Origin of the sequence: Nonomuraea mesophila (assembly GCF_004352805.1) — a bacterium.
Taxonomy (GTDB): domain Bacteria; phylum Actinomycetota; class Actinomycetes; order Streptosporangiales; family Streptosporangiaceae; genus Nonomuraea; species Nonomuraea longispora.
Genome location: NZ_SMLD01000105.1, coordinates 22952 through 33367 on the forward strand (window position 1 = coordinate 22952; position 10416 = coordinate 33367).

Below are 10416 nucleotides of genomic sequence, written 5' to 3' on the forward strand. Positions count from 1 at the left end.
TGAGGTAGGCATGACGCCGTGCGCGTGTATCTGGCTCTGGCCGCGAAGCGACAGGACGTTCCCGCCGAGGTTCTGAGCAGGGCCCGGGCCTCCATCGAGACGGCCTTCCCGGTGCCCGCCGACGTCATCCGCGCCCGCGAATGGCACGGCAGCGGCGTGTCACTGCTGGCGTGGACGAACGAACCCGACGACACGCGGCAGCCGCCGCTGCTCACCGAGCACGACGGCCGGGTCATCGGGCTGAACGGCCATCTGGCCGACCCCTCCGACGTGACCAGGCTGCCCGGCGGCTCCGTGGGCGGCTGCTTCTCCGCGTGGATCGCCCGCGACGGCGAGCTGACCGCGAGCACGGCCGTCAACCGGGTGTGCCCCGTCTTCTACGCCGAGACGCCCGACCTGCACGTCGTCGGGAGCCGCGCCCTGCTCGTGCACCTGGCGGCCCAGCCGGCCGACCGGATCGACCACGACGTGCTCGCCCTGCAGACCATGATCAGACAGGGGTTCTTCCTGTCGGACGAGACGCCGTACAAGGGGGTGACGGCGCTGCGGCCCGACGCGCGGATCGACGTGCGCGACGGACGGCGGGTCATCACCGAGACGCCGCTGCCGGAAGCGGCGCCCGTGCCCACGTCGGCGCGGGCCAAGCGGGCGGCGATCGGCGAGCTGGCGGAGGCGCTGCTGGCCACCGTCGCGCCGCTGCGCGACCTGAGCGAGCCGGTCAACCTGGCGCTGACCGGCGGGCGCGACACCCGGATCCTGGCGGCGCTGCTGCACGCGGCGCGGGTGCCGTTCAGGGTGACGACGAACGGGCTGGACACGCACCCCGACGTGATCCTCGCGCGGCAGATCGCGGCCCGGCTGAAGGTGGAGCACACCGTCATCGCGCCCCAGCAGACCGCCCAGAAGGACGCGGTGCTGGTGGAGCACCCGCTGAGCCGGGCCTGGGAGACGTTGCGCACGTGCGAGGGCATGACGTCGGCGTACGAGTCGATCGTGAGTTACCTGCCGTACTCCGGCAAGCCCACCATGTCGGGGCAGAGCGGCGAGACGCTGCGCGCGGGCAGCCTGAACCTGCTCCAGACCGACCTCAGTGACAAGGCGCTGCTGCGGCGGATCACCAACACCTTCGCCAAGGACGCGAAGCTGTTCACGGCGGAGGCCAACGAGCACGCGCGCGAGCTGGCCCGGCCGTGGGAGGCCCGTCCGGACCGGCTGGAGGCCCTCGACCACATCTACATCTGGTACAAGGTGGGCCGCTGGCAGGCCAGCGCCCGCGCCGGGTCGTTGCGGCGCGGCGACCCGGTGCGGCCGTTCCTGGACAACCGGGTGGTACGTGCGGCGCTCAGCCTGGACCAGGGCTGGCGCCTGTCGGAAGAGGTGATCTACGACCTCATCCTGAGGTTCGCCCCTCAGCTGCGGGACGTGCCGATCGAGGGCAAACCGTGGCGGTTCGCGGAGGGCATGACCAAACGCTGGTTCTGGTCCCGCCTGCCCGCGGAGCACATGCCGACCGCGAAGACCGGCGGCGGGTGGAGCTGGCGCACCAGCCCCGGACCCGCGTTGACGGACGTCCTGCGCAGGCAGGTGCTCGACCATCTGGACGTGCTGAGCCCCGTCGTGAACCCGGACGAGGTGCGCGCGCTCTTCGCCGACCCCGTGGTCAAGAAGCCGGCGCAGGCCTGGCACCTCTACACCGTCAGCACCCTGCTCACCGGCCTCCACCCCGGCAAGGAGCCCGAAGGGCTGGAGCGGATCACGGTTTCCAGGCCGGATCCCGCCCGATGACCCCGAGCAGGCGGTCGAACACGGGCGCGCTCTCCGGCACCTGCACCTCCGGGCCGAACGCCCCGCGCTCCCGGCCCGTCGGCGCCATCTGCCGGGCGAAGGCCAGCATCGCGGTCGCCGTCTCCTCCTGCACCTCGTAGCTCCTGCCCGTCGCGCGGGCGAGGTCCCATCCGTGGGCCACCAGGTCGGTCAGCGCCATGTTGGCCAGCACGCTCTTCGGCAGGCCCATGCCCTGGCTGACGCCCTCCCACGACTCCGGTCGCGCCCAGACGGCCAGCATGCGCTCCAGCCGCTCGGGGAAGTCACCTGTGTACTCCTTCTGCGGCGGGAACTCGCCGTCCTGCGCCAGCGACTCGAACAGCGTGGCCCCCCACTCCAGGTGGTTGATCAGCTCCTTGACGTCGTAGTCGGCGCAGGGCGTGGGCAGCGCCAGCTCGTCCTCGCCGATCTCGGTGACCAGCTTCGACGTGCGGGCGGCCGCCTCACGCAGCATCGTCAGTGTCTCGTTCATGGCACACAGCTTGCCAGCACCGCGCCCCGCCCGCGCACTCACCAGTGCAGCAGCAGCATCTCGGCGGAGAACCCCGGGCCCAGCGCCATGAGCACGGCGGGCGTGCCGGGCCGGCCGCGGGTCTCCTGCAGCACGTGCAGCACCGAGACCGACGACAGGTTGCCGTGCTCGCGCAGCGAGCGCCACGTCACGTCCAGCGCCTTGGCCGGCAGGCCGAGGGTCTGCGCGATCTTGTCGATGACCTTCGGCCCGCCCGGGTGGCAGACCCAGGTGGCGACCTGCTCGGGCGCCAGCCCGTAGTCGGCGAGGAAGGTCTTGATGTCGGCGGCCAGCACCTGCTCCACGAACCCGGTCAGCTCGGGGTCCAGCATGATGCGGAAGCCGTGGTCGCCGACGGTCCAGCCCATGAGGTGCTCGGTGCCGGGATAGAGCCTGCTGCGGGTGGCGACGACCTCGGGTCCCCGGCCGCGGCCCGTCGCCACGACGGCCGCCGCGCCGTCGCCGAACAGGCCGCTGGCCACCAGGTTCGCGATCGAGGTGTCGTCGCGCTGGATCGTCAGCGAGCACAGCTCCACACAGACCAGCATCGCGACGTGGTCGGGCCAGCCGCGCAGGTAGTCGTACAGGCGGGACAATCCGGATGCGCCCGCCGCGCAGCCGAGCCCGAACAGCGGGGCCCGCTTGACGTCCGCCCGCAGGCCCACCCGCTGCGCCAGCTTCGCGTCGAGCGAGGGGGTGGCCAGGCCCGTGGTCGAGCAGAACAGCAGGTGGTCGATCTTCTCGGGGCGCACGTCGGCCTTGTCGAGCGCGGCCCGCATCGCCTGCTCGCCGAGGGCGAGGGCGGCCTCGACGTACGCGTCGTTCGCGCGGGTGAAGGAATCGAGCTTGGGATAGTCGGCCAGCGGCAGCGCGAGGTTGCGGCCCTCCACGCCGGTCGCGGTGTGGAAGCGCCGCAGCAGGTCCTCGTCGCACTCCGTCAGCCGGGCGAACGCCTCGGTGATCTCCGCCTGCTCGTAGCGGTGATCAGGCAGAACGACCTGTACCCCCGAAATATGCATGGAAGTCTCCTGCCGCTGAACGGCCCTGGCTAACATGCCGGGCCGCTCCCGCCGCCCCTCCCCCTGCTCAGCGGGTGAGCCTCCACAGGGAGGTCACCTCGGCGGCGCGGGCCGCGTGCAGCGGGTCGTCCGCGTCCTTCGGCCGGTCGTGCCGGGGCGCGACGTCCAGGCGGCCGGCCACGCGCAGCCCCGCCTGCTCGAACCCGGCCAGCAGGTCGGCGCGCGTGCGCAGGCCCAGGTGCTCGGCCAGGTCGGACAGGACGAGCCAGCCCTCCCCCTCAGGCTCCAGATGCCCGGCCAGCCCGTCGAGGAACCCGCGCAACATCCGCCCGCCCGGGTCATAGACGGCCTGGTCGAGCGGGGAGACCGGCGTGGCGGGCAACCACGGCGGGTTGCAGACGACGAGCGGGGCCCGCCCCGGCGGGAACAGGTCGGCGCGTACGACCTCCACCCGCTCGGACAGGCCCAGCCCGGCGATGTTCGCGGAGGCGCAGGCGACGGCCCGCTCGTCGAGGTCGGTGGCGACGACGTGGCGCACGCCGCGCCCGGCCAGCACCGCCGCCAGCACACCCGTGCCCGTGCCGACGTCGAACGCCAGCCGGTCTCCGGGCAGCGGCGCCTCGGCGACGAGATCGACATATTCGCCCCTGATCGGGGAGAAGACGCCGTGATGGGGGTGGACGCGCGCGCCGAGCGCCGGGATGTACACGCCCTTCTTGCGCCACTCGTGGGCGCCGATCACGCCGAGCAGCTCGCGCAACTGGCCCACCGCGGGAGGGGCGTCGGAGCCGTACGCCTCGGCGCACGCCTCACGCACGTCGGGCGCGCGGCGCAGCGGCACCACGTGGCCGGCGTCGTACGGGATGAGCAGCATGCCCAGCGTGCGGGCGCGTTGTGAGCGGGCCTGGCGGTAGCGGTGGAATCCGCTCCCGGGCGGGGCGGGTTTGCAGCGGCGGCCCATGGCGCGCAGCAGTTGCCGGGCGTTGTGGAAGTCGCCCCGCCACAGCAGCGCGGTGCCCTCACAGGCCAGCCGGTAGGCGGTGTCGGCCTTCATGCGGTCGTCGGCGACCACCACACGCGCCGGCGGCGGCGCGCCCAGCGCCGTGCGCCACGCCGCCGACCGTTCCCGCCCCGCCTCGCTCCAGAAGATCATCAGACCCCGACCGTCTCACGGACCGCCACCTCACGGCCACTGCTTTGCGGGCAGGAGCCCTCTCACCAGCGCGCGCAGCCCCTGTTCGTACGTGTCGCGCGCGGTCAGCTCGGCCCACCGCCCGCCCACCTCGCTGAGCCGGGGGTGTTCCCGCGCGTCCAGCTCGGCGAACACGCGGTCCCGGTACGTCATGCTCCCATCCTCGCGCCTCTTCGCCGCCGCCGCCCGCGCGGCGATCTCGCCCGCGGTGTAGTGCCAGATGACGCGGTAGGCGTCGACGGCCTGCTCGATCGTCAGCCCGGCGCTCACGGCCGCGTCGATGATCTGCTCCGGGTACCACAGTGCTCTGACCGAGAGCAGGTCGTCGGCCCGGATCACCTCGACCACCCACGGCCACCCCGCCAGCCCCTCCCGCAGGGCCACGGCGGCGGCCACGATGCGCTCGCCCGGTTCCCCGGGCAGCTCCGGCCTGGGCAGGCCGGCGGCGTAGTCGTCGAGGAGGAGCAGGAGCAGCTCGTCCTTGTCGCGCACGTGGTGGTAGAGCGCCATCGGCGTGCTGCCCACCTCGCGGGCGAGCCTGCGCATGGTCAGGCCGGCCACGCCGTCCTCTTCGATGACGCGGTGGGCGGCGGTGACGATCTCCGCCCTGGAGATCCTCGGAGGTCGTCCGGTTCGGGAGGGCATGCTGCCATGCTACTTTCTATACGTGTACAAAAACTCTCTGACCGTAGGAGTGCTGGCCTTCGCGGTGGCCGTGGGGACATTGCAGATGACCGTGGTGGTGCCGCTGATGCCGCTGCTGGGGCGGCGGCTCGGCGAACCGCTCACCTCCGTCTCATGGCTGCTCACGGCCGGGCTGCTGTCGGGCGCGGTGGCGATCCCCCTCCTGTCGAGGCTCGGCGACATGTACGGCAGGCGCACGGTCTCGCTGGCCGCGCTCGCGCTGCTCGTGGCCGGATCCGCGCTCAGCGCCGCGTCGACCGCGCTCGTCCCGATCATGGCCGGCCGGGTGCTGCAAGGGGCCGCCGCGCCGCTGCTCCCGCTGGCCATGGGCCTGGTCAGGGAGGTGCTGCCCCGCGATCGGCTGCCGACGGCGATCGGCGTGCTCAGCGCGACCATCGGCGTGGGGAGCGGCGGCGGCATGATCCTCGCTGGGCTGGTCGACGGTGACCACCGGGCCGTGTTCTGGATGCTGACCGGCCTCGGGGCGCTGAGCTTCGTCCTCGTGGCGGCGGTCGTGCGTGAGGCGCCACCCACCCGGGAGCCGGGACGTCCCGACCTGGCCGGGGCCGCACTGGTCTCGGCCTGGCTGGCGTGCCTGCTGCTGGCGATCAGCAAGGGGGGCGCCTGGGGGTGGACGTCGCCGCCGACGCTGGGGCTGCTGGTCGCGGCAGTGGCCGGGGCGGCCGTCTGGGTCGTCACCGCCCGCCGTACGGCGGCGCCGCTGATCGAGATCCCCATGCTGCTGCACAGGGGGACGGTGGGGGCGACCGTGGCGTCGTTCCTGCTCGGGTTCGCGCTGTTCGGGGCCATCACGACGGTGTCGGCGGTCGCGCAGGGCCCACTCGGCGCCTCGGTGCTGCAGGTGGGGGTGTACCTGCTGCCCACGACCGTGCTGATGCTCGTGGTCTCGATGCTGGCCGGCCGGCTGATGCGCCGCTTCACCGCGTCCGCGCTGGTGGCCACCGGGTCGGCGCTGGTGACGGTGGCCGCGCTGTGGCTGGTGTTCGCCAGGGACACGGACGCCGACCTGTACGGCGCCGCGGCGGTGCTCGGCCTGGGCATCGGCCTCGGCTACGCCGCACTCGGCACGATGGCCGTCGAGCACGTCGAGCCCGCCAAGACCGCCGCGGCCGGAGGGGTGAACGCGCTGGTCAGGGTCGTGGGCAGCAGCCTGGCCGGCGCGGTGGGGGCGGCGGCGCTGTCGAGCGGGGGCCCCGGGTGGAGCTTCGGCATCGCGGCGGGCGCGGCCCTGCTCGCCACGCTCTTCACCATCTTTTACGGCGATTTTTCACGAAGGGAACTGGCATGACGGATCAACAGCGACTTGTCGCTTGGGGCGACGAGCTGATCAAACTGCACGACGGCTTCCGGCGCGACCTGGCGGAGCTGCGCCGCTCGCCGCGCGGGGCGGACCTGCGTACGCACTGCCTGGCGTTCTGCGACGCCCTGCACCTCCATCACGAGGGCGAGGACCGCCGGCTCTTCCCGCACCTCGCCGACGAGCACCCCGAGCTGGCCGAGGTGCTGGCCACGCTGCGCGCCGAGCACCAGGTGGTGGCCCGGCTCATGGAGCGCGTCCGGCGGCTTCTGAGCGAGGACGGCGACGGGGACCGCGACGGGGGCGGCGGCGTCGGGCCTGACGTCGGACAGGAGCTGGACCGGCTGGCCGCCGAGCTGGAGGCGCACCTCGACCACGAGGAGGAGCAGCTCGTCCCGGTGCTCAACCGGCTGCTCGACCTCCCTGACGACGTCTGAGGACCTATCCCCGCGGAGCGGCGCGGAGGGCGTCGAGCATGAGCGTGAAATGGCGGCGCCACTGCCCGGGGTCGGCCTCCGCCACCCGGGAGTTGGCCATCACGAAGAACGCCAGGTCGACCGGCCCGACGTCGGCCCGCAGCGCCCCCGCCGCCTGCGCCCGCTCCACCAGCTGCACGATCAGCCGGTTGACCTCGTCCTGCTCCCTGCGGTGCGACAGGCAGGCCAGCTCGGCGAAGGCCCGGTCATGAGCCTGCAGCTCGCACGTGCGCTCGAGGAAACCCGCCAGCCCCTCCCAGGCGTCGTCCGCCGACAGGGCCTGCCTGGCGAGCTCGGCCCAGCCCGCCATCTTCTCGTCGAGGATCGCGTCGACCAGGTCGCCGCGCTCGGGGAAGTGCCGGCAGAGCGTGCCGATCGCGACACCGGCCCGCTTGGCCACGGCCTCCAGCGGCGCGTCGATCCCGCGCTCGGCCAGCACGCTCCTGGCCGCGGCGAGAAGGGCGTCGCGGTTGCGTTGTGCGTCACGGCGCAGCGGGCGGGCCAGGCAAGGAGGGCTTCGAGGTGGCCCTCGTGGCCAGGAGCCAGGCCAACCTGGCGGTCCTGTCCGGACGGCTGGAGACCGAGGGTCTCCAGGTCACCACCCACGCGGCCGATGTCACCGACGAGAGCGCGCTGCGGACCGCTCCCGACCGGATCGGCCCGGTCGAGGTCCTCGTCTACAACGGCGGAGGCACGGCCAGGGCCCATACGCCCGTCCTCGACGTGACCAGACGGAGCGCCCAGGACGCCCTCGACGGCGCGGTGCTCGGCGCGGTGACGGCGGTGCGCGCCGTCCTGCCGGCGATGCTGGAGCGCGGCTCCGGCACCCTGCTGTTCACCTCGGGCATCTCGGCCGTGCACCCGCTGGCGTTGCTGGGCAACATCGGGATCGCGGTGGCCGGCCTGCGCAACTACGCCCTGTCCCTGGCCGAGGCGCTCGCCGGCCGGGGCGTCCACGTGGGCCACGTCCCCATCGCCGCCGCCGTCGCCCCCGGCTCGCCCGCCTCGCCCGCCTCGCCCGAGGCCGTGGCCGAGACGCACTGGAGCCTGCACACGCGGCGCGACCGCAACGAGGTCGTCCTCGGCGACCTGGCGACCGTCCGGGCTGCCATCGCCGCCGCGTCCTGACCTCTCCGCTCCTCGCGGCGGCACCGGTGATCGTTATGTTGTGAGCATGAGCTTCACCGGCACTCCCCGGCCGCGCCCGCGCTGGCACCACGCGCAGACCGAGCTCGACGACTTCGCGATCATCAGCTATCGCGTGGACGCCGGCGCGCTGGCCCGGCACCTGCCCGGCGGTTTCGCCCCGATGACGATGACCTTCGCCGACGGGCCGGGCGCCCTGGTCTCGGCCGTGGCCTTTCGCGACCGCGACTTCCACTTCCGTTTCCTGCCGCCGGCCTCCGTCAGCTGCGGCCAGATCAACTACCGGGCCTACGTCACCGCGCACGGCAGGCCGGGCGTCTGGTTCTTCGGCACCAGCCTCGACCACCCGGTGGTCGCCGTCCCGCGGCACGTGTGGGGCATGCCGTGGCGGCGCGACCGCATCCGCATCGAGGCCGACTGGGCAGCCTCCCGGGCCCGCTGGCGGCTGGAGGCCGGACTCGCGCACTGCGAGGCCACCGAATCGCCGCAGCCGCCCTCCCGGCTGGACGGCTTCGACGGCGAGTCCGACTGGCTCGAACGCCTGACCCATCCCACCCAGGGCTGGTACGCCCGAAGGGACGGCAGGGTCGGGGTCTACAGCATCTGGCACCCGGTCATGCGGCCCCGCCACCTCACCGCCGCCTCGGCGAGGTTCCCCGTCTTCGAACGCCTCGGCCTGATCACGCCCGGCACGCGCCCCCACTCGGTCCTGGCGCAGGCCAACCTGCACTTCGACATCCACACCCCGCCCCGCCGCCTCACCCTGCGGTGAGCCGGGGTGCGCAGGGCGGGTCAGACACGTACGAACGCGAGTCCTCCACGGGAGTGGTGGCCACGCTGGTGCCGGTCAGGTCGCCGTGGAAGGTCTTGGTCAGGTGCCGGCGAGTCTCTCGACCACGGGGGCGAAGGAGTCCATGCACTGGGCGTTCACCGTCACGTACGAGATGCCGAGCCGGTCGCGGCGGCACCGCAGGACGTCGGCCATCTCGCCGGACGTGCCGGTGAGGATCCCGCTGCCGGTGCGGCCGAAGCGGTCGAGCAGCCGGCCGGGCGGCTCGTCTCCGGCCACCGCGAGGTTCATGCTGAGCTCCAGCTCGTTGTAGCGGTCGCCGGCCAGCTCGTACAGCTCGTCCAGTTTCGCCGCCACCTGCTCCTCCGGGTAGTGCGGCGGCACGCCGATCGCGACGGTGTCGGCCTTCGCGGCGGCCAGCCGGAGCAGTTTGCTCCCGGCGGCGGCCACCAGGACCCGCACGTCCTTGACCGCGTCGATGGTCCTGGAGATCCGCTCGATGCGCTGGCTCGGCGTGCCGAACCTGACGCCGAGCACGGCGGCGTCCTGTTCGGCGTCCGGCCGGCCGGCCCCCAGGCCCAGCTCGAACCGGCCGCCGGTGAGCGTGTGCAGCGTCGTGGTCTCCCACGCGACGGTCTCCGGCGTCCGGTAGGGGGCGCAGACGACGTACGTGCCGACGCGCAGGGTCGTCGTGACCGTGGCGGCGACGGCGGCGGCGGTGAACGGCGACAGCGTGGCGATCGTGTCGGGCACCAGCAGCGTGGCGTAGCCCATGCTCTCCGCCCTGCGGGCCAGGCCGGTCCACGAGGCCGCGTCGGGCGCTTGTCCGGCGACGACGCCGAAGCGGAACGGGAGGTCGGTCATGCTCCCAACAATCGTGCACGGCCGGGCCCCGCGCATCGTCCGCCGGACCTGTGATCGCCTACATCAGGGGGCGCAAGCCGTCGGCGTCGCCTACTCCCGCAGCAGTATCCGCGTGAAGTCGTTGGCGAACTTGCCCCGCGGGTCGAGCCGTTGCACCAGCGAGCGGAACCTGTCGGGGCAGTCCGGCCACACGGTGAACAGCTTGCCCCAGTGAGGCCGCGGCTCGAACGGCGCCAGCGTCTCCTCCACCAGCCGCAGCACCGGCATCACCGCTTCGACGTCGCGCACCCAGGTGAAGTGGATGCCCACGCTGTCACGGCCGTGGAACGGGCTGAGCCACAGGTCGTCGGCGGCGACCGTGCGCACCTCCGAGATGTGCAGGACGGGCCGGATCCTGTCGCCGATCGTGTACAGCTCGCGCAGCGCCTTGACCGCGTCTTCCCTGGGCAGCAGCAGCTCCGACTGCAGTTCGTCGCCGGCGCCGCTCGGCTCGTGGTCGGCGCGGAAGTGCGGCAGCCGGTCGTGCCACCGGCCGGGCACGCCGAGCTGGATCGTGCAGTTGTCGGCCGGCATGGAGGGCAGCGGGTGGCGG

At 73.1% G+C, this 10416-nt stretch carries 12 protein-coding genes; 5 read left to right on the plus strand and 7 right to left on the minus strand.

What is annotated here, in order from left to right; all coding sequences use genetic code 11:
• Positions 1 to 18: 18 nt before the first annotated feature.
• Complete coding sequence (locus E1295_RS31365; RefSeq protein WP_132635832.1) at positions 19 to 1785, plus strand: asparagine synthase-related protein; 1767 nt, start codon at positions 19 to 21, stop codon at positions 1783 to 1785.
• On the opposite strand, the gene E1295_RS31370 is transcribed toward E1295_RS31365, so the two are convergent.
• The 4 genes from E1295_RS31370 to E1295_RS31385 are packed head-to-tail and all read right to left on the minus strand — an operon-like array spanning position 1754 to position 5191.
• The gene (locus tag E1295_RS31370; protein ID WP_132635835.1) at positions 1754 to 2296 is read right to left on the minus strand and encodes a TIGR03086 family metal-binding protein; all 543 of its coding nucleotides are present in this window, start codon (positions 2294 to 2296) and stop codon (positions 1754 to 1756) included. The genes E1295_RS31365 and E1295_RS31370 overlap by 32 nt on opposite strands.
• A gap of 38 nt (positions 2297 to 2334) precedes the next feature.
• Complete coding sequence (locus E1295_RS31375; RefSeq protein WP_132635838.1) at positions 2335 to 3390, minus strand: type III polyketide synthase; 1056 nt, start codon at positions 3388 to 3390, stop codon at positions 2335 to 2337.
• Positions 3391 to 3421: 31 nt separating this feature from the next.
• Positions 3422 to 4507 (minus strand): 50S ribosomal protein L11 methyltransferase, encoded by a 1086-nt coding sequence (locus tag E1295_RS31380; protein WP_132635841.1) that lies wholly within the window; start codon positions 4505 to 4507, stop codon positions 3422 to 3424.
• A 30-nt stretch (positions 4508 to 4537) separates the two neighbouring features.
• Positions 4538 to 5191, minus strand: a complete 654-nt coding sequence (locus E1295_RS31385; RefSeq protein WP_132635844.1) for a TetR/AcrR family transcriptional regulator — start codon at positions 5189 to 5191, stop codon at positions 4538 to 4540.
• Positions 5192 to 5213: 22 nt separating this feature from the next.
• Here E1295_RS31385 and E1295_RS31390 point away from each other — a divergent pair, with 22 nt between their 5' ends.
• Positions 5214 to 6539 carry an MFS transporter gene (locus tag E1295_RS31390; RefSeq protein ID WP_132635847.1) on the plus strand — a complete coding sequence of 442 codons (1326 nt, stop codon included), beginning with the start codon at positions 5214 to 5216 and terminating at the stop codon, positions 6537 to 6539.
• A complete protein-coding gene (locus E1295_RS31395) occupies positions 6536 to 6985 on the plus strand; it encodes a hemerythrin domain-containing protein (protein WP_132635850.1) in 450 nt (149 codons plus the stop codon). The genes E1295_RS31390 and E1295_RS31395 overlap by 4 nt, the downstream gene beginning before the upstream one ends.
• Before the next feature lie 4 nt (positions 6986 to 6989).
• Here E1295_RS31395 and E1295_RS31400 read toward each other — a convergent pair whose 3' ends face one another.
• Positions 6990 to 7529: a TetR/AcrR family transcriptional regulator gene (locus tag E1295_RS31400; RefSeq protein ID WP_132635853.1), complete on the minus strand. Its 540-nt coding sequence runs from the start codon at positions 7527 to 7529 to the stop codon at positions 6990 to 6992.
• Between E1295_RS31400 and E1295_RS31405 the strand changes: the two genes are divergently transcribed.
• Both E1295_RS31405 and E1295_RS31410 read left to right on the plus strand, forming a co-directional pair.
• Positions 7502 to 8152, plus strand: a complete 651-nt coding sequence (locus E1295_RS31405; RefSeq protein WP_132635856.1) for an SDR family NAD(P)-dependent oxidoreductase — start codon at positions 7502 to 7504, stop codon at positions 8150 to 8152. The genes E1295_RS31400 and E1295_RS31405 overlap by 28 nt on opposite strands.
• Before the next feature lie 46 nt (positions 8153 to 8198).
• Positions 8199 to 8942 carry a DUF2071 domain-containing protein gene (locus tag E1295_RS31410; RefSeq protein WP_132635859.1) on the plus strand — a complete coding sequence of 248 codons (744 nt, stop codon included), beginning with the start codon at positions 8199 to 8201 and terminating at the stop codon, positions 8940 to 8942.
• A 99-nt stretch (positions 8943 to 9041) separates the two neighbouring features.
• Here E1295_RS31410 and E1295_RS31415 read toward each other — a convergent pair whose 3' ends face one another.
• Both E1295_RS31415 and E1295_RS31420 read right to left on the minus strand, forming a co-directional pair.
• Positions 9042 to 9824: an LLM class flavin-dependent oxidoreductase gene (locus E1295_RS31415; RefSeq protein WP_132635862.1), complete on the minus strand. Its 783-nt coding sequence runs from the start codon at positions 9822 to 9824 to the stop codon at positions 9042 to 9044.
• 90 nt (positions 9825 to 9914) lie between these two features.
• A partial coding sequence (locus tag E1295_RS31420; protein WP_281284781.1) for a D-arabinono-1,4-lactone oxidase occupies positions 9915 to 10416 on the minus strand: 502 nt, incomplete at its 5' end.

Excerpts from the sequence above, each read along its gene's own strand:
- E1295_RS31395 (WP_132635850.1), top strand. The coding sequence starts at position 6,536 with ATGACGGATCAACAGCGACTTGTCGCTTGGGGCGACGAGCTGATCAAA.
- E1295_RS31375 (WP_132635838.1), bottom strand. The coding sequence starts at position 3,390 with ATGTTAGCCAGGGCCGTTCAGCGGCAGGAGACTTCCATGCATATTTCG.
- E1295_RS31415 (WP_132635862.1), bottom strand. The coding sequence starts at position 9,824 with ATGACCGACCTCCCGTTCCGCTTCGGCGTCGTCGCCGGACAAGCGCCC.
- E1295_RS31380 (WP_132635841.1), bottom strand. The coding sequence starts at position 4,507 with ATGATCTTCTGGAGCGAGGCGGGGCGGGAACGGTCGGCGGCGTGGCGC.
- E1295_RS31370 (WP_132635835.1), bottom strand. The coding sequence starts at position 2,296 with ATGAACGAGACACTGACGATGCTGCGTGAGGCGGCCGCCCGCACGTCG.
- E1295_RS31410 (WP_132635859.1), top strand. The coding sequence starts at position 8,199 with ATGAGCTTCACCGGCACTCCCCGGCCGCGCCCGCGCTGGCACCACGCG.
- E1295_RS31385 (WP_132635844.1), bottom strand. The coding sequence starts at position 5,191 with ATGCCCTCCCGAACCGGACGACCTCCGAGGATCTCCAGGGCGGAGATC.